This window comes from Nocardia violaceofusca NBRC 14427, assembly GCF_963869435.1.
Taxonomy (GTDB): Bacteria; Actinomycetota; Actinomycetes; order Mycobacteriales; family Mycobacteriaceae; genus Nocardia; species Nocardia aobensis.
Window position 1 is genome coordinate 74,821 of the sequence record NZ_CAWMPM010000023.1, and the last position, 23,333, is coordinate 98,153.

At 69.9% G+C, this 23,333-nt stretch carries 15 protein-coding genes; 5 read left to right on the forward strand and 10 right to left on the reverse strand.

Annotation, left to right across the window (positions count from 1 at the left end):
• Positions 1–189: 189 nt before the first annotated feature.
• Positions 190–1,176: an LLM class F420-dependent oxidoreductase gene (locus AC5592_RS18930; RefSeq protein ID WP_036508316.1), complete on the reverse strand. Its 987-nt coding sequence runs from the start codon at positions 1,174–1,176 to the stop codon at positions 190–192.
• 194 nt (positions 1,177–1,370) lie between these two features.
• On the opposite strand from AC5592_RS18930, the gene AC5592_RS18935 reads away from it, so the two are divergent.
• Positions 1,371–2,609, forward strand: coding sequence for a serine hydrolase domain-containing protein (locus AC5592_RS18935; RefSeq protein WP_036508313.1), 1,239 nt, complete (start codon positions 1,371–1,373; stop codon positions 2,607–2,609).
• Between the two features lie 50 nt (positions 2,610–2,659).
• Here the strand turns inward: AC5592_RS18935 and AC5592_RS18940 are convergent, their stop codons facing one another.
• Positions 2,660–10,846 carry an SDR family NAD(P)-dependent oxidoreductase gene (locus AC5592_RS18940; RefSeq protein WP_063064994.1) on the reverse strand — a complete coding sequence of 2,729 codons (8,187 nt, stop codon included), beginning with the start codon at positions 10,844–10,846 and terminating at the stop codon, positions 2,660–2,662.
• Positions 10,847–11,144: 298 nt separating this feature from the next.
• On the opposite strand from AC5592_RS18940, the gene AC5592_RS18945 reads away from it, so the two are divergent.
• From AC5592_RS18945 to AC5592_RS18960, 4 genes are all read left to right on the forward strand, one after another.
• On the forward strand, positions 11,145–11,468 hold the full coding sequence (locus AC5592_RS18945; RefSeq protein WP_232329432.1) for an ArsR/SmtB family transcription factor: 324 nt from the start codon (positions 11,145–11,147) through the stop codon (positions 11,466–11,468).
• Between the two features lie 180 nt (positions 11,469–11,648).
• Positions 11,649–12,881 carry an MFS transporter gene (locus tag AC5592_RS18950; protein ID WP_063064995.1) on the forward strand — a complete coding sequence of 411 codons (1,233 nt, stop codon included), beginning with the start codon at positions 11,649–11,651 and terminating at the stop codon, positions 12,879–12,881.
• A complete protein-coding gene (locus tag AC5592_RS18955) occupies positions 12,881–13,531 on the forward strand; it encodes a nitroreductase family protein (protein WP_036508307.1) in 651 nt (216 codons plus the stop codon). Before AC5592_RS18950 ends, AC5592_RS18955 begins: the two co-directional genes overlap by 1 nt.
• Before the next feature lie 39 nt (positions 13,532–13,570).
• The gene (locus AC5592_RS18960) at positions 13,571–13,891 is read left to right on the forward strand and encodes an ArsR/SmtB family transcription factor (RefSeq protein ID WP_036508304.1); all 321 of its coding nucleotides are present in this window, start codon (positions 13,571–13,573) and stop codon (positions 13,889–13,891) included.
• Here AC5592_RS18960 and AC5592_RS18965 read toward each other — a convergent pair.
• The 8 genes from AC5592_RS18965 to AC5592_RS19000 form a co-directional block, all read right to left on the reverse strand.
• Entirely contained in the window at positions 13,878–14,396 is a 519-nt protein-coding gene (locus AC5592_RS18965; protein WP_036508301.1) for a hypothetical protein, read from the reverse strand. The two genes, AC5592_RS18960 and AC5592_RS18965, sit on opposite strands and share 14 nt — an antisense overlap.
• Positions 14,393–15,766 (reverse strand): acyltransferase family protein, encoded by a 1,374-nt coding sequence (locus AC5592_RS18970; protein WP_063920344.1) that lies wholly within the window; start codon positions 15,764–15,766, stop codon positions 14,393–14,395. Before AC5592_RS18970 ends, AC5592_RS18965 begins: the two co-directional genes overlap by 4 nt.
• Positions 15,767–15,881: 115 nt before the next feature.
• The gene (locus AC5592_RS18975; protein WP_051024790.1) at positions 15,882–16,892 is read right to left on the reverse strand and encodes an SGNH/GDSL hydrolase family protein; all 1,011 of its coding nucleotides are present in this window, start codon (positions 16,890–16,892) and stop codon (positions 15,882–15,884) included.
• A 54-nt stretch (positions 16,893–16,946) separates the two neighbouring features.
• Entirely contained in the window at positions 16,947–17,819 is an 873-nt protein-coding gene (locus tag AC5592_RS18980) for a cyclase family protein (RefSeq protein WP_051024791.1), read from the reverse strand.
• Between the two features lie 133 nt (positions 17,820–17,952).
• Positions 17,953–19,533, reverse strand: coding sequence for an ATP-binding cassette domain-containing protein (locus AC5592_RS18985; protein ID WP_063064996.1), 1,581 nt, complete (start codon positions 19,531–19,533; stop codon positions 17,953–17,955).
• Complete coding sequence (locus AC5592_RS18990) at positions 19,530–20,387, reverse strand: ABC transporter permease (RefSeq protein WP_036503610.1); 858 nt, start codon at positions 20,385–20,387, stop codon at positions 19,530–19,532. Before AC5592_RS18990 ends, AC5592_RS18985 begins: the two co-directional genes overlap by 4 nt.
• Positions 20,384–21,412, reverse strand: coding sequence for an ABC transporter permease (locus AC5592_RS18995; protein ID WP_063920345.1), 1,029 nt, complete (start codon positions 21,410–21,412; stop codon positions 20,384–20,386). The genes AC5592_RS18990 and AC5592_RS18995 overlap by 4 nt, the downstream gene beginning before the upstream one ends.
• The gene (locus AC5592_RS19000; protein ID WP_063064997.1) at positions 21,409–23,016 is read right to left on the reverse strand and encodes an ABC transporter substrate-binding protein; all 1,608 of its coding nucleotides are present in this window, start codon (positions 23,014–23,016) and stop codon (positions 21,409–21,411) included. Before AC5592_RS19000 ends, AC5592_RS18995 begins: the two co-directional genes overlap by 4 nt.
• Positions 23,017–23,333: the final 317 nt, after the last annotated feature.

Below are 23,333 nucleotides of genomic sequence, written 5' to 3' on the forward strand. Positions count from 1 at the left end.
CACCTGGAGACCATTGCGGCAATGCGAGCTGGATTCACGCGGAGTGAAATTCGGGCGCAAACAATTCGCGAACCGGAAAAACCGGATTCGAACAGTAACCGGCGAAATACTTGACAAATCCGCAGCGGCGGGAAACCGCACGTAGAATCAATTGTTCGTCACTTGTGGAAGTACCCGACGGCACGCCACTCACTGCCGCGGCGCCAGGTCGCGCACGACCTGCAGAACCGCCTCCGGCCCGCCGGCGAACAACTCCGGCGTCGACTGGATCATCAGCACCGGAGTGTCGACCCCGGCCTCGACGTAGCGGTGAATCTGCTCCCGGCAGTGTTCCGGGCTGCCGTGCACCAGGACACCGTCCACCACGTCGTCGGAGATCGCCTCCCCCGCGCGCCGAAGATCGCCCGCCGCAACATGTTTGCGGACCTGCTCGACCTGATCGCCGCGCCCCAGCCACTCGTGGAAGGCGCCGTAGGTCGGCCGGGTGAACAGATGGGTCAGCATTCGCCGGCCCGACTCGCGCGCATAGTCGAGATCCTCGGTCGGGCAGACGAAAATGCGGGCGACCAGCTCCCCGCGGTCACGATCGGCCCCGAGGCCGCGAATCACCGTCGAAATATCCTCGGCGGTGAGGAAATTGGTGATGGCGCCGGCGCCCTCCCGGAATCCGAGCCGCAACATGCCGGTCCGCAGCGCGCCGACCATGAGCTGCGGCGGAATCTGCGCCGGTCGCCCGAGTTCGAAATCCTCGATGGTGAAGGTGTCGAATCGCCCCGCCACCCGGCCGTGTTCGTAGGCGTGGCGCAGGAACCGCAGCGTATCGCGCACGCGTCGATAGGGCTCGTCCATCGCGATCCCGTTCATCCCCGTGACCAGCTGCGCCCCGGAGGATCCGATACCCAGCACGACCCTGCCGGGGGCGAGTTCGGCCAGCGCGGCGCCGGTCTGGGCGATCACCGCGGGCCCGCGGGTGTACACCGGCACGACGGCGGTGCCCAGCCGCAGCGACGGCGAGCCCCAGGCCGCGGCGAGCACCAGCGGCGTGAAGGCATCCACCCCGGCGTACTCTCCGGTCCACGCGTCGGTGTAACCGAGATCGGCCAGCTCGCCCAGTATTTCGCGATGGCGTGGGAGTGGGACGAACGGCAAGGGCAGGGTGATCCCGTAGCGGGACATGACAACCAACTCCACTTCATCTGCGTCGACGACGGCTCGGGCGGGGGATTCACCGGCGCGAATTCACCACCGGCACAACATAGTTCGATAGTTGTACATCTATCGAACTAAAGCTACTATTCACGGTGTCGGCTGGCAAGAATCTCGCCGAAAATTCTCTTCTCCGCACTCCGGAAACAGGCAGGGGCCACATCATGAGTGAGATAAAGATCGAAATCGACGCGGCCGAGGCCGGATTGGACCCGGACCGGCTGCGGCGGTTCGACGACTACCTCGACGGCCTGGTGGAAGCGGGCCGGATGCCCGGCTGGGTCGGCATCATCGCCCGCGACGGCAAGATCGCCCATATCGGCACCGGCGGGCACCGCGACCGCGAGGCCGGCCTCGCGATGGAAGCCGACTCCTTGTTCCGCTCCTGGTCGCTGACCAAACCGTTCACCTCCGTCGCGGCGCTGGCACTGTACGAGGACGGGGCCTTCGGGCTCAATGATCCGGTCGCCGACTACATTCCGTCGCTGCGCGATGTGCGCGTGTACACCCGCGGCGGCGGCGCGAACCTGGAGTCGCGGCCCGCGCGCGAACCCATCCGGATCTGGCATCTGCTCACCCACACCGCCGGATTCACCTACGGCTTCCATCATTCCCATCCCGTGGACGAGCTCTACGTCCAACGCGGCTTCGAGTGGAGTGCGCCGCCCGGAATCGACCTGGCGACCGCCGTGGACACCTGGGCTTCGCTGCCGCTGCTGTTCGAACCGGGTACCGCGTGGAACTACGGCGTGAGCACCGACGTGCTCGGCCGGCTGATCGAGGTGGTCTCGGGCAAGTCGCTCGATACCGTTGTCGCCGAACGCATCACGCAGCCGCTCGGACTGCACGACACCAAATTCTGGATCGAGCCGGAGGAGACCCAGCGGCTGGCCGCGATCTACATGGCCGATCCGGCGACCGGTCTGGCGGTCCGCAACGACGCGATGGGCGGCGACCCGACCCAGCGCCCGACCTGGCTGTCCGGCAGTGCCGGCTTGCTCACCACCGCCGCGGACTTCCACACCTTCCTGCAGATGCTGCTGGCGGGCGGAACCTGGAACGGCGCCCGGGTGCTCTCGCCGGCCACGGTGCGGTACATGACCACCAATCAGCTGCCCGGCGGCGCCGACCTCGGAAGCTTCGGCCGGCCGGTGCTGCCCGCGCTGACCACGATGGCCGGCCTCGGATTCGGGTTCGGCTTCATGACCGTGCTCGACCCGGCCGCGAGCAAGGTGATCGCGAATCCCGGTGAGTTCTCCTGGTATTCGGCGACCAGCACCTACTTCTTCGTCGATCCGGTCACCCGGATCACGGCACTGGCCTTTCCACAGCTGTTCCCCTCCAAGGCGCTGCCGCTGTTCTCCCGGCTGCGCCAGCTGGTGCACGCCGCCGTCATCGAGTGATCGGCGTGGTGACACGAAGGGCGCCGGCCGTGGCCGGCGCCCTTCGCGCGTCAGCGGTCCAGCCATTCGCGCACCGCGCGCGCGGTCGAGGCCGCATGCTCCTCGAGGATGGTGAAATGGTCGCCCGGTACATCCACGACCGTATGCGGCAGCGTCCACGCCGACCGCCAGTCCAGATCCTCGAGCGCCGCGCCGGTGTGGTCGCGCAGCGGCTCGGACGCCCGCACCAGTAGCGTCGGCGCCGTGATCGGCTCCGGCCGCCAGTGCGCGAAAAGTGGTATATACCAACCCATCGCCGACAACCGCACACCGTCGGCCAGCCCGAATCCGGCCTGCCGATCCAGCACGCCACCGATCACCCGATGCTGGGCACGCCGCAACAGATCCGCATCCGGCAGGTAGGTGTCCAGCAGGACCACCCCGGCGACGCGAAGCCCGTCGCGTTCGAGCCGCGCGGCCACCGCGTGCGCCAGCCAGCCGCCGGACGACGTTCCGGTCAGCACCACCTCCGCCCGGGCGGCGATCGGCCGGACGATCTCCGTCTGCAGATCGATGACCGCCTCGATCGTCGCGGGCAGGCTGTCACCGCTGACGAAGCCGGGAGCGGGTAGCGCCGAAACCCTTCGCTGCCCACGGAATTCGTCGGCGAAACGGGTGTACACCTGCGCCCCGGTCATCGCCACCAGCGCGGAGAAGCAGATCATCCGAGGGCCGCCGTCGCCGTCGGCGAGAGTCACCGGATCCGGGTGCGGCACCGTCGCCGCGCTGTCGAACATCGGCCGCAGCCGCGCCGCATCGCGCAGCAGCGCCATACCCTCCGCGAATTTGCCCGATTCGAACGCCTGGTGGAACAGCATGCTGACCGGGTCGGCCGGGGCGACCGGCGGCTCGTCGGCGAGGGCGAGTTCGGATCCGAGCGCCTTGGCCAGCTCGCTGGCGGTGGCGTGGTCGAACAGGAAGGTCACCGCGATCGACAGTCCCGTCGCGGCATTGAGCCGATTGCGCAATTCGACCGTGGTCAGGGAGTCGAAACCCAGCTCGAGCAGATTGCGATCGTCGTCGTCGGCGCGCGGGGCGCCGTAACCGAGCACCGCGGCGATCTCGGCGCGAACCAGTTCGAGCAGAGCGCGGTCGGCCTCGTCCTCGGGCAGGGCGGCCAGGCGTTCGGCGAAACTTCGGCCCGGCGTGACGTCCGCGGGCTCGGCTGCCGGTTGTGCCTCAGGCAGCTCCGCCAGCAGCGGGAGCGGTCGCGCGGCGGTGAGTACCGGCGCCAAACGCGCCCAGTCGATATCGGCCACGAGCAGCCCGCTCTCCTCCGCGCGCAGCGCGCGTTCGAGATGGTCGAGTGCCGCGTCGGGGTCCATCGGCAGGACTCCCTGCCGCCGCCACCGCTGCGCCACGCCCGGCTCGGCGGCCATGCCGCCACCGTCCCATGCACCCCAGGCGATCGAGGTGGCGGGCAGGCCGAGTCCGCGCCGGTGTGCCGCGAGCGCGTCGAGATAGGCATTGGCCGCGCCGTAGACGCCCTGATCCGCACTCCCCCAGACGGCCGCGCCCGAGGAGAACAGGACGAAGGCGTCCAGCTCCCCGGTCAGTTCGTGGAGATACTGTGCGGCAACGGCTTTCGGCCCCATGACGTGTGCGATGTCGGCGGCCGTCACCTCGGTCACGGCCGTGCCGTCCACGACGCCCGCGGCATGAACGACCGTGCGGAGATCGGCGATGTCGCCGATCACCCGGCCCAGCGCCGCGCGGTCGGTGATGTCGCAGGCCACGATGGTGACCGCCGATCCGAATTCCGCGCGCAGTGCGGCCGCGTCCGGCGCGGCGGGACCGCTGCGGCTGAGCAGGACCACGTGGTCGGTGCCGGTTCGCAGCAGCCACCGGGCGACCCGGGCGCCGATCGCGCCGGTGCCTCCGGTGACCAGTGCCGACCCCCGGGAACGCCACGGAGCGCGGTCGGTCCGCGCGTGGGCGCGCACCAACCGCCGCGCGAACAGACCCGACGGGCGCACCGCCATCTGGTTCTCGGTCGCGGTGCTCAGGGCACTCTCGAGCGTGGCGAGGAGGTCCGCGTCCAGCGGTGTCGCGGGCAGGTCGATCAGCCCGCCCCAGCGGTCCGGACGCGCCAGCGCGAGGCTGTAGCCGAGACCCCACAGCACGCTCTGCGCCGGCTCGACGAGCGGCTCCCCCGCCACGCCGACCGCCCCGCGCGTGATCACATACAGCGGAACGGCTTCGGGGAGCTCACGCAGCAGTTCCAGGGTTTCGCCGATATCGCTGAGGAACGACAGCGCACCGCGCAACGGCCCGGAGTCACGGTCGTCGGTGACCTCGAGTCTCGATCGCGACAGTGCGTCCCGCACCTGGGCCGGCGCGCCGACGAGCAGCCAGCGTCCGGCCGGGCGCGCCGTGGCCGGCGGCAGCGCACGCCAGTCGATGCGGTAACGCCAGTCGTCGGCCGTGCGCGCGCGAGGCGGTTCGGCGGACAGCCAATAGCGTTGGCGCCGGAAGGTGTACGTCGGCGCATCGGCGTCCGGTGCGGCGCCGATGACGCGCGGCCAGTCGACCGGCAACCCGCGCACCCAGCCGTCGCCGGCCGCGGCAAGTAGCCGGTCCAGCCCGCCCTCTCCGCGCCGCAGTGATCCGACGACGACGCCGCCGGCGACCACCGTCTCCTCCACCGCACCGACCAGGCCGGGGTGTGGGGAGGATTCGACGAAGAAGCGAAATCCGTCGGCCGCCAGCGCCGCCACCGCTCCGGTGAAGTCGACGGGTTCACGCAGATTCCGGAACCAGTAGGCCGCGTCCAATTCGGCGGTGTCGAGCAGGCCACCGCGCACCGACGAGTAGAACGCGACCGCCGAACCGCGCGGCCGCAACGATACGAGCCGCTCCACCAGTTCGTCGTGGACCGCCTCCACCGCGGGCGAATGGGAGGCGTAGTCGACATCCACCCAGCGCACCCGAACGCCCTCCGCCTCGAAATCGTCGGCGACCCGACGTAAGGGCTGCGAATCTCCCGACAGCACAACGACTTCGGGCCCGTTGACGGCGGCGACGACCACGCCGTCCACGAGCCGCGGCCGGATCCGCTCCGGCGCGGCCCACACCACGGCCATGCCGCCGGAGCCGCTCAGTTTCCGTGCGATCAGCCGCGACCGCGTCACGACGACGTGCACGGCGTCTGCGAGGGACAGACCGCCCGCGACGAACGCCGCCGCGACCTCACCCTGGGAATGGCCGGCCACCGCCTCCGCGCCGATCCCCCACGACGCCCACACCAGCGCCACCCCGACACTCATCGCGAACAGCGCGACCTGCACCACGTCGACGCGGTCGAGCGGTTCGGCTCCGGCCCGGTCGAGCAGCACGTCGCGGACGGACCAGCCGGCCGCCTCCCGCACCACCACGTCCAGGGTCGACACCCAGGCGCGGAAGACCGGCGACGATTCCCACAGCCCGGCTCCCATCCCCGCCCACTGGCCGCCCTGGCCGGGGAACAACACGGCGACGCCCTCGACCGGCTCGAAGCGAAACCCGAACGCCGCCAGCAATTCCGGGAAGGTCAGCGCGGCATTGCCGAGCGGGACCGGATCGTGCTCGTGCGCGGCCGGTGTCGGCGCAGCCGCGACCACCCGCGTCGGTGCATCGGCGATCCGGTGCAGCGCTTCGGCGAAGTCCTCCGGGCTACGCCCGATCACCACGGCGCGTTCGGCCAGGGTGGCGCGGGTGGCGAGCGCGGCGGCGACCCCGCGCGGATCCGGCGCGTCCGGCCGCCGGGCGAAATCAGCCAGCGCGGCGGCGTGTTCGCGCAAACCGTCGGACGAGGCCGCCGACAGAATCCACGGCACCGGCCCGCCGCGCGCCGCAGGTGCGGAGTCCGCGACCACCGGCGCCTGTTCCAGCACCACGTGCGCGTTGGTTCCGCCGATGCCGAACGAGGACACCGCCGCGCGCCGCGGCCGGCCGGTCTCCGGCCAGGGCTCGTTGCCGGTCAGCAGTTCCACCTGCCCCGCGGCCCAATCGATCAGCGGTGACGGCCGGTCGGCGTGCAGGGTGCGCGGCAGCACGCCGTGCCGCAGCGCCTGCACCATCTTGATCACGCCGCCGACGCCCGCGGCCGCCTGACTGTGCCCGATATTGGATTTCAGCGAGCCCAGCCGCAGCGGATACCCGCCCGCCCGATCGCTGCCGTAGGTCGCCAGCAGCGCATGGGCCTCGATCGGATCACCGAGCGCGGTTCCGGTGCCGTGTCCCTCCACCACGTCGATATCCGCGGTGGTCAGCCCGGCATCGGCCAGGGCCCGGCGGATCACTCGCTCCTGAGAGGGCCCGTTCGGCGCGGTCAACCCGTTGGACGCCCCGTCGGAGTTGACCGCACTGCCGCGCAGCACGGCCAGCACGCGGTGGCCGTGGCGCCGAGCATCCGACAAACGTTCCAGCAGCAGGACTCCCACGCCTTCGGCCCAACCGGTGCCGTCGGCGCCCGCACCGAAAGCACGGCAGCGGCCGTCCGGTGAGAGTCCGCGCTGCTGGGAGAATTCGACGAAGATGCCCGGTGTGGACATGACCGTCGCACCACCGGCCACCGCGAGCGAGCATTCGCCACGACGCAGGGCGGCCGCCGCGAGATGCAGGGCGACCAGCGAACTCGAGCACGCGGTGTCCACCGTCAGCGTCGGCCCGGTGAAGCCGTGGACGTAGGAGATCCGGCCCGAGGCCACGCCTCCGGTGGTGCCGGTCAGGACGTATCCGGCCGCCCGTTCGCCGGCCTCGCTCATGCGCGGCCCGTAGTCGGGCGCCATCGCGCCGACGAACACGCCGGTATCGCTGCCGCGCAGCGCGTGCACATTCAGCCCGGCGCGTTCGAACAGCTCCCACGAGGTCTCGAGCAGCAGGCGCTGCTGCGGGTCCATCGCGGCCGCCTCGCGCGGTGAGATTCCGAACAGTTCGGCATCGAATTGCGGTGCGTCGTAGAGGAATCCGCCCGCACGCGCCGACGATTTGCCGGCCCGGCCCGGCTCGTCGTCGAACAGCCCGGCCAGATCCCAGCCCCGATCGGCCGGGAACGGGCCGATCGCATCCCGCCCGGAGACCACCAGGTCCCAGAGCTTCTCGGGGGTGTCCGCGCCGCCGGGATAACGGCAGGCCATCGACACGATCGCGATCGCCTCCGGATCGTCCGGCACGTCACTGCCGTTGTCCTGGACGCCGTCGCCGGCATGAGGGGACGAAAGCTCCTGGGCGGGAGAGCTGTTCAGAAGATTCGCGAGATGGTCGGCGAGCCGGTCGGGACTGGGGTGGTCGAACAGGACCGACGCGGGCAGCGGCAAACCGGTCGCGAGCGACAGCCGGTTTCGCAGTTCGATCGCCATCACCGAATCGAATCCACTGCCGGTGAAACTCACCGCGGTGTCGGAGATGTCCGCGGCACCGACCGCCGCCGCATCGGCACGAATGAGGCCGAGCAGTTCCCGGCGGCGACGGGCCGGCGGCAGCGCATTCCACCGCGCGGCGGGGGCCGGGCGGTCGGGCTCCGCGGCGGTCGCCACACCGGGCCAGAAGGTGGTGCGGCGGAACGAGTATCCCGGTGCGCGCCGCCGCGGCCCCGGTCCGACGACCGAGGTCCAGTCGACGCCGACGCCGGCCACCCACGCCTGGGCCAGCGACTCCAGCAGGCGGTTCGTCTCACCGTCGTCGCGGCGCAGCGAACTCAGCACCACCGCCTGCGGGCCCGCCGAATCCTCCACCGCCCCGGCCAGACTCGGATGCGGTGAGCATTCGACGAAGGTCCGGAATCCACCGGCGACCAAGGCGTCGACAGCGCCGGCGAAATTCACCGGCTCCCGCAGATTGCGGAACCAGTATTCGGCGTCCAATCCGGCCGCGTCCAGGTGCGCACCGGTGACCGAGGAATAGAACGGCACCTGCGCGCGGCGGGGCCGCACCGCGGCCAGCTCGGCCACCAGCTCCGCGTGCACGGGCTCGACCTGGGGCGAGTGCGACGCATAGTCGACGTCCACCCAGCGCACCCGCACGCCGTCGTCGTCGTAACGAGACACCAACGCCGCCAACGCCTCCGGCTCACCGGTCAGCACCGTCGTGGCCGGGCCGTTGATCGCGGCCACCGACACCGGGTCGACCAGACGGGCCCGCACCGAATCCGCGGGCGCCCACACCACGGCCATGCGTCCGGCCCCGCTCAGCCGCCGCGCGACCAGCGCCGAGCGGCCGGCGACCACGCGCACGGCGTCGCCGAGGGTCAGCGCGCCCGCCACGAAGGCCGCCGCCACCTCGCCCTGGGAATGGCCCACCACCGCGTCCGGTGCGATCCCCCAGGACGCCCATACCAGCGCGATCCCGACCATCGTCACGAACAGGGCGGGCTGTACCACGTCGACCCGGTTCAGCGACGGTGCGCCGTCCACGTCGAGCAGCACCTCCCGCACCGACCATCCGGCCTCGGCCGCGATCACCTCGTCCGTCACGCTCACCCAGGCGCGGAACACCGCGGAGGTCTCCCACAGGCGCGCTCCCATACCGGCCCATTGACCGCCCTGCCCCGGGAAGACGAAGGCGACGGATTCGGCCGCGGCCGTGGGGAAGGCCCACAGCTCCGTCAGCTCCCGGAAGGTCACCGAAGGCCCTGCCGGAACAGGAAGGTCGCGATCGTCGGACCATGCGTCCCGCGCGAGGACCACCCGGGTTTCGCTCTGCGAAATCTGTTGCAGCCCAGACGAAAGCTCGTCGGCGCCCTGCGCGAAGACGACCGCGCGTTCGGCCAGGCCGGAGCGGGCGGCGAGCGTACGCGCGATATCCCGCAGCGCGGCATCCGAATCGGGTATGCCCGCCCGCAGATCCGCGGCCAGCGCCCGCACGCCCGCGTCCGAGACGGCCGAGAAGACCCAGGGCACCGGCCCCGCGGCGACAGCCGGACCGGAGGGCGTGCCGCCGCCCGCCGGTCGATCCGCCTCGGCCTGCTCCGGGGCCGCGACGACCACGTGGCAATTCGTGCCGCCCATACCGAAGGCCGAAACCCCCGCCACGCGTTCGCCTTCCGGCCACGCGCGTCGGTCGGTCACCACCTCGAGTCGCCAATCCTTCCATCGCACAGCGGGATTCGGGGTCCGGAAGTTCAAACTCGGCGGTAGTTCACCGTGATGTACGGCCAGCACCACCTTCAGCAGGCCGGCGATTCCGGCCGCACCTTCGAGATGCCCGATGTTGGTCTTCGCCGATCCGACCAGCAGCGGGGTGCGGCGCGGCGCACCCAGTTCGGCGCCCAGCGCCTCGGCCTCCACCGGATCACCCACTCGCGTCCCGGTTCCGTGCAGTTCCACGTAGGCCACCGCGCCCGGGTCGACTCCGGACGCACGGTACGCCTCGCGCAGTACGGCACGCTGCCCGTCGACCGTAGGTGTGGTGAGATCTTTTCCCGCGCCGTCGTTTCCGAGCGCACTGCCACGCAGCACCGCGTAGATCCGATCCCCGTCGGCGAGCGCCTGGGGCACCGTCTTGAGGACCACGAAGCCGCCGCCCTCGCCGCGGACGAAACCGTTGGCCCGCGCGTCGAAGGTGTAGCAGCGACCGTCCGGCGACAGCCCGCCGAACCGCGACATCCGCAACGCACTGTCCTCGACCAGATTCAGCTGCACCCCGCCCGCCAGCGCGGTGGTCGATTCGCCACGACGCAGGCTCTCCATCGCCAGATGAACCGCGACCAGCGACGAGGACTGTCCGGTGTCGACGGTCAGGCTGGGACCGCGCAGACCGAGCAGGTAGGAGATCCGATTCGCGATCACGCCGCGACTGGCGCCCGCACCGGTGTGGTGTGCGATCGCCGCACCACCGCGGCGCTGCTGCACGATGCGGTAGTCGTCGGCCATCGCGCCCACGAACACTCCGGTCCGACCGGGCCGGCGGCCGAGGACGTCCTCGAATGCCTGCCAGGCCAATTCCAGCATCAACCGCTGCTGCGGGTCCGTCTCGATCGCCTCGCGCGCGGAGATGCCGAAGAACGCGGCATCGAAATCCGTGACGGTGTCGAGGAATCCACCTCGCCGCAGCGATTCGTCGGCGGAGCGCCACCGCCCGGGCGGGGTGTCGGTGATCGCGTCGGTGCCGCTGCGCAGCAACTGCCAGAAGGCCTGGGGGTCGGGCGCCTGCGGTAGGCGGCACGACAGTCCGACCACGGCGATGGCGGTCCGGGACGGGGGTAGGGGAACCATGCTCATTCGGCCACTTCCGTTGCTGTGCGAACGACCGCGAGGTCTGTGCGAGCGTCGGCCGGCATCGTCGCCAGGGCCGCGGGTGAGGCCCGGGAGTCCGGCGACTGGACAGCGCCGGTCTGTGCACCCTCGGGCGGCTCGGCTCAGTCTGTCCGAGCAGGGATGTCCACGTCTTCGGCCGCAGGCACGGATCGCCGGCCGCGGAACCGGTCCGGGGTCCGGCCCGGCCTCCGGGGCCGCGGACCGGGGCGCCACCTCGTTCGACTATCATCGAAATAGCAGAGGTGAGCGGAAGGCGGTCGTGGTGGCTCGAGTCGTTAATCAGCCGGCGCGCGAGGACATCGAATTGACCGCGGTCTTCCATGCGCTCAGCGATCCGGCACGGTTGCGCATCGTCTGCGATCTGGCCGACCGCACCGACGAGATGTCGTGCAGCGAGTTGACGGTCGAGATGTCGAAATCGACCCTGTCCCACCACCTGAAGGTGCTGCGTGAGGCGGGCCTCACGGTAACCCGCGTCGACGGTACGCGGCGGATGGTCTCGCTGCGCGCGGACGATCTGGACGCCCGGTTCCCGGGTCTGCTGCGGACCGTCGTCGCGGTCGCCCCGCGCCCTGTTCGCGCCTAGAGGGCGAAAACCGTTCCGCGGCAGCGGAAGACAACCCGTCCGGAGACGCCGGATCTGCCGTCGTCGTCCCGGCGCGCGTTCTCGTAACCGTTGACGCTCCTACGGGCCTGTGTCACGATGTGAATCACATTTCGATTGTTTTCGAAGTCTCTTACAAACCCCCGAAGTAGGTGTACACGCATGGTTTCACCGACCCCACCCGTCACCGAGGATCCGGATCGCGCCACGCGCCGGCTGCTGATCGTCGGTTCCGTCTGCGCGGCGCTCGTCGGCCTCGACGCACTCGTGGTCGCGCCCCTCGCCCCCACCATCACCCGCTCCACCGGCGCGTCGATCGACTCCGCCGGACTGCTGGTGACCACCTACGCCCTGGTCTACGCGGTGACCGGTCCCCTGTTCGGCCCGGTCTCCGACCGCTGGGGCCGGCGCAACGTGATCCTCACCGGCCTGGTCGCCTTCAGCCTGGGCACGGCCCTGACCGGTGTGTTCTCCAATTTCGCTGTGCTGCTGGTCTTTCGCGGTGTCGCCGGGCTCGGCGCCGCCATGATGGTGCCGAGCATCTTCGCCGCCGTCGCCGACGTCGTCGCGCCGGAACGCCGCGGCCGCGCGATCGGCATCATCATGGGCGCACTCACCGGCTCCTCGCTGATCGGCGTCCCGCTGGGGTCCTTCGCCGCCGATGCCCTGAGCTGGCGGGTCACGTTCTGGGTGATCGCCGCCCTGGCGGTGGTCGCACTGGTGGCCGTCCCGCTGTCGCTGCCGCCGCTGCCGCCGGCGGCCGCCGACGCCGACGTGAGTCCGCTGCGCGCCTATGTGGGCAAGTTCCGGGCCGCGTTCAGCAATCCGACGGTCATCTTCGTGCTGCTGTCGACATTCTTCTGGACGGCGGGCAACCAGGGCATGTGGGCGAATATCGGGGTCTACTTCCATACCGCCTTCGATCTGTCCACGACCGCGATCGGGCTGGTACTGCTGGTCATCAGCGCGGTCGGGGTGCTGGGCAACTTCCTCGGCGGGCGGCTCACCGACCGATACGGCAAGCGTGCGGTGATCGCCGCGGCCGGTGTATCGGTCGCGGTCGCGCTGGTCGCGTTCTCGAGTCTCAGCGGCGCCCTCGCTCCGCCGGTCGTCATCGCCGCGCTGTGGGTACTGGCGTTCAATATCGGAGCGTCCTCGATCACCACGCTGGTGAGCGAACTCAGTCCCAGCGCCCGCGGAACCGCGCTGGGCTTGAATTCCTCCGCGCTGTACGCCGGTTCGACGATCGGCACCTCGGCATCGGTCGCGGTCTTGTCGGGCACGCACAGCTTCGTCTGGCTCGGCGTCGTCTGCGCCATCTCGTGCCTGCTGGTCTTCCCGATCGTGGTGTTGCTCGTGCGTGAGCGCGCGGTGGCCGAGGCGGTGGCGGCGTAATGGTGACCAGGCTGAATCTCACGACCGACGAACTGCTCACCACCACCCGGGCGGTACGCAAACGACTCGACCTGACCCGGCCGGTCGAACGCGAGGTGCTCGAGGAGTGCCTGCACCTGGCCACCCAGGCACCCACCGGGCGCAATCGGCAACGCTGGGCGTTCGTCGTGGTCACCGACCCGGAAAAGCGTGCGGCACTGGCGAATCTGTACCGCAAGGGACTGATGGCGCCGACCGAGGTGGTCCCCGAGGACGGCATCGACTGGCGCGACGACCCTGCCCAGATCCAGCGCGGCCACGACAGCGGGCATCATCTGTTCCGGTATCTGCACCAGGTGCCGGTTCTGCTGGTGCCGTGCGTGCACATCGTGCGGCGCACCCGTCCCGGGGCCGTCGACCAGGCCAACAGTTTCGGCTCGATCCTGCCGGCCACCTGGAGTTTCATGCTGGCCGCCCGGGAACGCGGCCTGGGCACCGTGTGGACCACGCCGCATCTGCAGTACGAGCGGGAGGCGGCCGAATTGCTGGGCATTCCGTACGAATCGGTGCTGCAGACCGCGCTGATTCCGGTGGCGTACACCATCGGCACATCGTTCCGCCCGGCGGCGCGCACCGATCTGGACAACATCGCACACTGGGACACCTGGTGAGCGCGGCCGTGCCGTCCGCGACGCCGGTAGACTCGCACAGTGCGCGCGCTCGAACATCCCTCCGTCGACTCGGTCGCCCTGCCCACTCTGCTGCAGGCCCTCGCCGATCCGGTGCGCCTGGACATCGTCTGCAAATTGATGCAGCGCGAGGCGATCACCTGCGGCGGATTCGATGTCCCGGTGAGCATGTCCACCCTGTCGCATCATCTGAAGGTGCTGCGGATGGCGGGTCTGCTGCGCGTCATCCAGGAGGGCAGCTACCGCCGCAACGAACTGCGCTACGACGAGGTCGAGACTCGCTTCCCGGGAGTGCTGAGCTCGATTCTGCGCAATGTGCACGAGAGCATCACGGCTTCCTGAACGTCCGCACCAGCGGTCCGGTCGTGCTGGTGACACCGGTCGCGGTGGCACATCCGGCCAGATCGGGCGTCAGGTAGACCCCGGCGCCGTCCACCTGATCACCGAGGAATTCGCCGTCGACGACCGTGCCGGACACGACGATCACCGTCTGCCCGGCCGGTCGGTCGGCGAAGACCGTACGGAAGCGAAACGTGCTGTGGCCTCCGTTGTTCCAATCGATGCGGGAGGTGCCGACTCCGGCCGCCGGGCCACAGCCGATCTCCGCCCGGCCGCCGGCGTGGGTGGTGCCGCCCGTGATCGACGGATCGCTCGAGGCACACGACAGGGTCGCGTCGGTGACGATGGTCGTCGGCCGCGCGGTGGAGGTGAGACCGGGCGTGTAGGTGACGGTACTGGTTCCGGCGCAGCTGATTTCCAGGTCGCCGGCGCGCGCGGACGGTGCGGTGCACAGGGGCACCACCACCGTCCACCCGAGGACCACCGCAGAGACGATCAGCGCCCTCATCGCTCCACCCCGTCCGCCGCAGGCGAATCCCGCAAAGCCGCAGGCGAATCCCGCACAGCCGCAGGCGGGTCGAGCACCGCCGCGGGTGAGTCCGGCACACCCGCGGGCGAATCGAGCACCGCGACGGACGAATCGATCACCGCCGGAGGCGAATCGATCACACCACCACCGGCACCGGATGCGTCCGCCGACCTTCCGGTGTCCGCCGCCACCCCGGCGAGCGAGGCCAGTGTCGCGGTCGGCACGGTCGGCAACGACGACTCCCGCCGGCGCGGACGACTCCACCGCCGCACGATCGGCGATTCCACCGCCGAGTACAGGCCCCAGGCGAGCACGACATCGACCACCAGCAGCCCCAGCACGACCGCGAGCGCGACCGGGGTGGACCAGGCCGCCTGGATACCGAACAGCCGGACCCGATAGTGCAGTACCAATTCGTGAATCATGTAGAACGCGAACGAGATATCGCCCAGCCACACCACGAAACGCGCGCGCCACGGCGACGGGGTGCCTCGCACATCGGCCCGTGCGCCCGCCAGGATCAGCAGCGCGATCGGCACGATGGTCACCGCGTCGAGCGCGAACAGGTACGGCGCGTACAGCAGACCCACATATCCCAGCACCGCCAGCCCGGTCGCCGGAGCGAGGGACAGCGGCGCGCGCCGGCCCGACAGCAGCAGCTTCGCGAGCAGGATGCCGAGCAGGAAGTCCAGGGTGCGCACGGGCGGGAACAGGTAGACGAACCAGAACTGGTAGACCGGTACGTCCGGCGCGAACGGCACCCGAGGCCGGTCGGGCAGCAATCGCGCGATCAGCGGGAGCACGACGATGACGGCGACCACCGCGATCGTCCCCGCCCAGAGCCGTTCGGCCCGGATCCGGTTCACCGCGGCCAGCAGCCAGGGAAACAGCAGATAGAAGAACGCCTCGCAGCACAGCGACCACGCGACGGTGTTCATACTGGCGAAGTTCTGCACGATCGGCAGCCAGGTGTGCACGAGCAGCAGATTGGGAATCGCCACCCCCGCGGTGACCGTCTTTCCCGTCCACAGCAGCAGCGCGAACGCGATCGCCCAGGTGAGCACGTGGTTGGGGTAGATCTTCACCGCGCGGCGGCGCCAGAAGCCCACCGTGGTGTCGCCGGGACGCGCCGACCACGCCAGCACGAAACCGCTGAGCACGAAGAAGAAGCCGACACCGGCCCACCCGGCCCGTTTCACCAGGAACGAGGCGGTGTCGGCGGCGCCGGCATCGGCGAAGAACCCCTCCAGGGATACGTGCGTGCAGAACACGAGAAGCGCTGCGGCGAAACGCATTCCGGTCAGTGTCGGCAGGCGGGGAACCTTGGTCGGTTGCGATGTGTCGGTCACGGAGCACCCTCCTGACGGGCGAAGGAAACGACGGCCCATCAAGTGTCGAAAAGGGTGATCCGGTCGTCTTCGGGCAACGGACCGGTTCGCCGGCCCGCCCTCGGGCCGGTCCGCGTCAGGACCGGACCGGTGCCGCGGCCGCCAGCGCCGCGGCGAGCCGCGGTCCGAAGCGCTCGGCGATCAGCGCGTCGCCCGCGGCATCCGGATGCAGGCCGTCGACAGTGAGCGCGGCATCGCCGGCCCCGAACAGTTCCGCGCCGGAGACGAGATGCAGATTGTCGTCCCCCAGCCGCTGCAGGACCGCGACCACGTCCTCGACCAGCGCCCGGACGTCGCGCAGCGTGAGGCCGTGCGGATTCGGTTCGTTCTCGCGCTGCACCCACACCGGCGGCGAGAACGCGACCACCGGAACATCCGGATGCGCCGCGCGGATCGTCTCCAGGAATCCGGCCGCGAGCCCGCCCAGGGACCGGGTGGTGAACGGTCCGCGGATGTAGAGGTTCGGCCCCAGTTCCACCGAGATCAGGTCCGCGGGCCGGGCGGCGATGGCGCGGGCGACGAACGGGTCCAGATAGGCCTGGGCGGCGAACCCCAGATTCAGCATGCGCCAGCCGTGGGTTCGCGCGATCCGGGCCGGCCAGGTGTCGCTGGGCGCCTCGGTGATCAGGCACTGGGTGAGGGAGCTGCCGTAGGTGATCCAGCGCGGACCGTCGGATTCCCACGGTTCCACGGTCGCGCCGGCCGACGCCGACGGGGCTCCGACCCGCGTCACGGCGCCGCGGTGCGGCAACCACAGCTCCACCCGGGAACGCGTGCCGGGCAACGCGACGACCACATCCTCGGCACCCGAGCCCACCGGCACACGCTGGGTGAGCCGCCCGTCGACGAAGACGTCGACGAATCGGGGCCGCGGCTGCCAGATCGGGGTGGAGTGCACGGGCAGCGTCACCTCGGCCGCATCGGTCACCAGTCCCAGCCGCACCCCCGTCGCCACGGCCGCGTGTTCGGCCAGTTCGGGAGAGAACGCGGCCGCCAGACGGTCCGGAGGCAAACGCCACGGCTGCCGCCACCGCCCCGCGTCGCTCACCGCGACCACGCCGTCCCAGTTCACCAGATCATCGGTCACATTTCGATTGTCGTCGAAATCATGAAGAAATGTCCAGTAGCGGGGCGGGCCCGATCAGAACAGCGCGAAAACCCGTGCGGGCCCGCCTGTTCCGCCGCCGTGCTTGGGCGCACCCACGATCAGCGTCGCGCCCGCGTCGGGTACCTGATCCAGGTCGGCGAGCGATTCGACGCCGTAGCGCCCCGCCGGCAACCAGCTGCGATGCACCGGAACCGCATGATCGCTACCCCGGTCCAGACCGGTGGAATCGACACCGATACCGACCACCCGGCGTTGCCGGATCAGGAAATCCGCGGCCTCGGCACTGAACCCCGGCCAGCGATACACATTGCGCCGCTCGTCGTAGTTGAGATAGGCGCCGGGCACCGAAATGCGCTGCGACCACCCCGAATCCATCGCCACGAATGCGCCGTCCGGCAGCGGGCCGTGCGCGGCCTCCCAGGCCCGGATGTCGGCCACGGTCACCGCCGCGGACGGATCCCGCGCCGCCCGATCGGCGATCCGCAGCACCGCGAGCGGCGCCACCAATTGATCGGCGGGAATCCGGTCCACCGACAGACCCCCGTCGCTGAAATGCAGGGGTGCGTCGACATGGGTGCCGACATGTTCGTAGGTGACGATCTCGTCGCCGTTGTATCGGTTCTGCGCCATCCGGGACACCGGAATCAACTGCGGCGGTTTGCTCACCTGTGTCCACACCGGAAAGTCCGGGGTCACGGTATGGGTCAGATCGACGACCCGGCCGAATCCGCGACCGCGCCCGGCCGCCGCCTGCACCGGCGACGCACCCGCCGTGACGGCCCCGGCCGCACCGACCACCAGACCTGTGGCCAGCGTCTTCATGAATCCCCGGCGAGCCGGCCGGGGCGGGGCGGCGACCAGGCCGCACGGCGACGCCACACTGTCGATCAGTTCCGGAGCACACACAGACGATCTCCTTTCGCGACGGTGCCCCCAGTGTGCTGGCGCGCCGGGGCCGCGTCTTCGGCCCGTGGTCCGGAACCAAGCCCCGGTCCGCGGCCCGGGAACGTGCGTCCCGCCACGGCTTTCGAGGCACGGCTCAGTCTCGCGCCACCGGGAGCGTCGGCACCGCGGCGAGCAGTTCGCGCGTGTACGGGTCACGCGGGTCGGCGAACAGTTCGTCTGCCGGGCCGGATTCGACCACCCGTCCCGACCGCATGACCAGGATCTCGTCGCTGACGTGGTGGACGACACCGAGGTCGTGGGAGATGAACACCAGTGCCACACCGAGTTCGGTGCGCACCCGCAGCAACAGATCCAGGATCTGGGCCTGCACCGACACATCCAGCGCCGACACCGGTTCGTCGCAGACGATCACATCCGGGCCGGGGGCCAGTGCCCGTGCGATCGCGACCCGCTGCTGTTGACCACCGGACAGTTCCAGCGGACGACGAGCCAGCACCGTCTCGGACAATCCCACCGCGGCCAGGAGCCGGCGGGCGTGGCTGTCGCGGGCGGCGCGCGGTACCCGGCCCGCCTCCAGGGCCTCGGCCAGTACCCGGCGCACCGTGAACCGCGGATCGAACGACCCGAGCGCATCCTGGAAGACCGCCTGGACACTGGTGCCGGGAGCGACCGTCAGGGAACCGGCGTCGAGCCGCTCCAGCCCCAGCAGCACCCGCGCGAAAGTGCTCTTGCCCGAACCGGATTCACCCACCACACCGACCACCCGGCCGGGCGCGACCACCGAATCGACCCCGTCGAGCGCGACGGTGACCCCGCCGTCGGGCTTACCGAAACGGCGGTGCGCGCCCGCCAGCCGCACGAGCGGTTCCGTCGTCGTCACCGCCGGCCGGGCGGGCAACTGCGCGGCGAGATCGAATTCGACCGGCGAGAGCCGCGCGCCCCGGGTGTGTGCCGAGGGCACCGCGGCCAGCAGCAGTTTGGTGTACTCGTGTTCGGGGCGGCCGAGTATTTCGGCGGTCGTGCCCTCCTCGACGATCCGGCCGTCACGCATCAACACGATCCGATCCGCCACCTCCGCGACCACCGCCAGGTCGTGGCTGATCAGCAGCACACCGGTGCCGGCGTCGCGGATGTCGCGCAGCAGTGTGAGGATCTGGCGCTGGACGGTCGCGTCCAAGGCGGTGGTCGGTTCGTCGGCGATGAGGAACCGTGGTTGCGCCGCAAGGGCACTCGCGATCAGTACCCGCTGGCGCAGGCCCCCCGAAAGCTCGTGCGGATACTGCCGCAACCGGTTGGCCGGATCGGGTACTCCCACCCGTCGCAGCAGCTCCAGCGCACGGTCGGGAATCGAGGCGGCGGGGACGCTGCGGTGCACCCGCAATGCCTCGCCCAGCTCCTGCCCGACCCTCCGCAACGGATCCAACGACGCCAGTGCGTTCTGGGTGACATAGCCGACGGTGCTGCCCCGCACGGTCCGCCAGCGCCGCTGCGACCACCCGCGCGCGTCGTGGTCGCCGATGCGCAGCCGTGCCGCTCGCACGCGGCCGTCGCGCTGAGTGAGCCCGATCAGAGCGCGCGCGGAAACGCTTTTGCCGGAACCGGATTCACCCACCACGGCCACGCATTCACCCGCCCGCACCCGCAGCGAGATGCCGTGGACGACTTCGGTCTCGCCGAAAGAGACGGTGAGATCCTCGAATTCGAGTGCTGTCATCGCGCGGTCCTTCCTTCCGCCAGGCGCTGCCAGTACCGGCTCAGCACCGTGATCGAGACGACCGAGGCGACCACGAACAGTCCGGGGAACACCCCGATCCACCAGGCCCGGCCGACGAGATTGCGTCCCTCCGACAGCATCGAGCCCCATTCGGGCGTCGGCGGGATCACGCCCAGGCCGAGAAAACTCAGGCCCGCACCCGCCACGATCGCGGTGCCCACGCCGAGCGTCGCCAGCACCACCAGCGTCGTCAGCGCATTGGGCAGGACGTGGCGCAGCGCGATCCGCGATCGACTCTGTCCCAGGGTGCGCGCGGCCTCCACATATCCGCTGTGGCGTACCTCGAGCGCCTGCGACCGAACCAGCCGGGCGTAGTACGGGATGGTGGCCAGCCCGATGGCGATGGCCGAATTGCGCGCTCCCGGCCCGGATACCGCGATCACCACGAGGGCCAGCAGCATCCCGGGAAAGGCCAGCATGGTGTCGGTCAGCCGCATCAGCACCGCATCCAGCAGCCGCGACGGGCCCGAGGCGAGCAATCCGATCACCGCACCCAGGCCGAATCCGATCGCCGTCGCCGCCACCCCGATACCCAGCGAAATCCGCGTGGCGTGCACGGTTCTGGCGAAGACGTCGCGACCGAGTTGGTCGGTGCCGAACAGATGCTCTCCGCTGGGCGGCCGCAGGGTCTGACGGCGGGCCATCGCGGTGGGATCCACTCCGGTCACCAGATCCGGCGCCAGCGCGGCGACGACCAGGAAGACGAAGACGGCCGCGGCGATCCACACCGGCCACGGCACCGATCGCAGTCGAGCCCCGGGATATTTTCGCAGGACTTCGGACCATCCGCTCACGGCGTCCCCTTTCCGACGGGTTCGGCATCGGCCACGACCGCAACGGCGACGCTCGCCGGCGCGACCGCCGGCACGCGCACCGGACGCGCCCGGGGCGCACGCAGCCGCGGATCGAGGACCAGATACAGCAGATCCACCACCAGATTGATCACCACGAACAGCACCGCGGCCAGCAGCACCACCGCGCTCACCACCGGAAAGTCCTTGGTGGTCACCGCGTTCACGGTGATCCGGCCGATGCCGGGCCGCGCGAACAGCGTCTCCACCAGCACGGTCCCGCTGAACAGCGTGCCGAGCATCCAGCTGGTCATGGTGACCGTGGCCAGCGATCCGTGGCGCAGCGCGTGGCGTACGCGCAGGCCGGGCTCGGACAGCCCGCGCGCCCGCAGTGTCGCGACGAACGGCTGTTCCAGGGTCCGGTCCAGATTTCCGCGCAGCACCTGCCCCAATTCGCCCGCCATCGGTACCGCCAGGCTCAGCGCCGGCAGCACCAGACTCGCCGCGCCGTGGTCACCGGCGACCGGGAAGATGTGCAGACGGAAGGCGAATGCGGTGATCAGCAGCAGACCCAGCCAGAACGGCGGCAGTGATACCGCGAGCAGTTCCGCGCCGGACACCGCCGCCCGCACGAACCGTCCCCGGCCGGCCGTCGAGGTCGCCGCCAGCACGGCCACCAGGACGGCGGGCACCAGGGCGCACAGTGCCAGCTCCGCGGTGGGCCGAAGTTGGCTCAGCAGCAGGCTTTTCACGTCCTCCTGCAGCTGATAGGAACGGCCGAGATCGCCGGTGAGCGGTCGCAGCACGGTGTGCAGATACTGCCGCCACACCGGCTGATCCAGTCCCAGATCGGCGGCGATCTGCGCCCGGACACGCGGCGACGCGCTGGTCTGGGCGCCCAGCAGGGTGTCGACCGGATTTCCCGGCGCCAGCCGCAGGGCGAAGAAGGTCAGCGTGACCGCGCCCAGCAATACCAGCGCACCGGTCCAGATCCGGTGGACGAGGATGCGAACCACCTGCCCGGTCACGAGTGATCCACCCAGGTGTCGTAGAAGTTGCTCCAGCCGTTGGCATCCAGCCCGAAGCCGTGCACCCGGGCGGCCGCGGTGTAGACGCCGGTGAAGACATAGATCGGCAGGGCGTACGCCTTGTCGAGGATCAACTGCTGTGCCTGCTTGTAGGCGGCGGCCCGCTGCGCGGGATCGGCGGTGGCACGGCCCTGCTGCAGCAGCGCGTCCAGTTGCGGGTCGGCCACCTTTCCGTTGTTGGCGCCCCCCTTGGCGACCGAGCGGTCCGACTGGTACAGCGTGGCGAGCACGTCGGCATCGGATCGGCCCCAGCTGGCGCCGACCAGGTCGTAGCCGTTGGCGGCGATGATCGTGGTGTAGGTCCCGTAATCGACGGGAGTGAGCCGCAATTCGATGCCGACCTTCTTCAGATCCTGCTGCACCGCCTGGGTGACCAGATCCCGGGACTCCCGCACCAGATTCGAGGCGTAGGGCAATACCAGGCCGAACCGGTGACCGTCCTTGGTGCGATAGCCCTGGGCGTCGCGCCCGGTGTAGCCCAGTTCGTCGAGCAGGCGGTTGGCCTTCGCCACGTCGTACCCCGGCCGCTTCTCCACCGAGGCGTCGTAGCCGGGAGTCGAGGCGGACAGCGGTCCGTACGCACGCGGGTAGACCCCCAGATAGATGCTGTCGACGATGCCGTCGATATCGATCGCCGCGCTCACCGCCTGCCGCGCCCGGATATCGGAGAAGGGCTCCTTCGACTGATTGAAGAAGAACGTGTACGGCGCCCCCGGCGCATCACCGCGAACGATTCGGTACGCCGGATCCTGCTGCAGCGCTTGATAATCCGCCGGCGGCGTACCCGCGATCACATCGACCTGCCCACCTCGCAGCGCACCCGTGCGCACCGCGTCCTCGGTGAGATACCGGACCGACAATTTGTCCAGATACGCCGGCCCGGTGTGCCGCGCGGTCGCCGGCGGCCAGGCGTAGTCCGGATTCCGCTCGAATTCGATGCCCTGGCCGTGGGTCACGCTCAGCTCCCGGAACGGCCCGCTCCCCACCGCGTAGCGGCCGCCTCCGCACAGCTCGTCCGGATGCTCGGCCAGCACCTTCGGTGAGTAGAACCCCAGGTAGGCGGTGCTGGCCGCCTGCAGGAACGGCGAATAGGGCTGGGTGAAGCGGACTCGCACGGTGTGGTCGTCGACGATGTCCGTGCCGGCGTAGGGCCCGAGCAGACTCGCCGCATACTGCGATTTCGTGGCCGGCGCGAGAATGTGTTCGAAGTTGGCCTTCACCGCCGCGGCATCGAACGGCGCGCCGTCGAAGAATTTAACATCCGGGCGCAGTGTGAACACATATTCTTTACCGTCGGCGGAAATCTTCCATGCGCTCGCCAGCCACGGAGCGAAGGTGCCGTCGGATTTCTGTGCGACTAGCGAGTCGAATACGTTGCGCTGTAGTTCTCCGACGATGTCGCCCGGACTGACATGCGGATCCATGCAGGTCGCGTCGCGATAGGAGGCGTAGGTCAGCGTACCGCCGGAAACCGGCGTGGCGGATTCGTCATCCGCGCCGGAACCGCCGGATGAACAGGCTGTGACCAGCGCGACTATCGCCATTACTCCCGCGATCGATCCGGAAATCGACCGACTCTTTTTTTGCATCACACATTCTTTCGTCGGCGCGCCGGGCGCGCATCGGACGGGCTACGGGGAATTTCAGTGAAGTCGACGACGGGTCGGCACACAGCTTTTCGCCGAAGACGGATTCCAAACATTGACAAAAGCTAACCTCTGGGCGCGCGGTAATTCGACCGGCAAAAGTCCAGTACAGAAATGCGGGGACGGCCCACAGCCGGGGACCGAACCCGGTCTCCGGTACGGGTCGATGTCCGGAAAACACGCCACTGGACCCGAACGCAATAGGGCCGTGGCCG

Bases quoted from the DNA above. Each gene is read 5' to 3' on its own strand.
- AC5592_RS18940 (WP_063064994.1), bottom strand. From the start codon at position 10,846: ATGAGCATGGTTCCCCTACCCCCGTCCCGGACCGCCATCGCCGTGGTC.
- AC5592_RS18930 (WP_036508316.1), bottom strand. From the start codon at position 1,176: ATGTCCCGCTACGGGATCACCCTGCCCTTGCCGTTCGTCCCACTCCCA.
- AC5592_RS18985 (WP_063064996.1), bottom strand. From the start codon at position 19,533: ATGACAGCACTCGAATTCGAGGATCTCACCGTCTCTTTCGGCGAGACC.
- AC5592_RS18950 (WP_063064995.1), top strand. From the start codon at position 11,649: ATGGTTTCACCGACCCCACCCGTCACCGAGGATCCGGATCGCGCCACG.
- AC5592_RS18955 (WP_036508307.1), top strand. From the start codon at position 12,881: ATGGTGACCAGGCTGAATCTCACGACCGACGAACTGCTCACCACCACC.
- AC5592_RS18935 (WP_036508313.1), top strand. From the start codon at position 1,371: ATGAGTGAGATAAAGATCGAAATCGACGCGGCCGAGGCCGGATTGGAC.
- AC5592_RS18965 (WP_036508301.1), bottom strand. From the start codon at position 14,396: ATGAGGGCGCTGATCGTCTCTGCGGTGGTCCTCGGGTGGACGGTGGTG.
- AC5592_RS19000 (WP_063064997.1), bottom strand. From the start codon at position 23,016: ATGGCGATAGTCGCGCTGGTCACAGCCTGTTCATCCGGCGGTTCCGGC.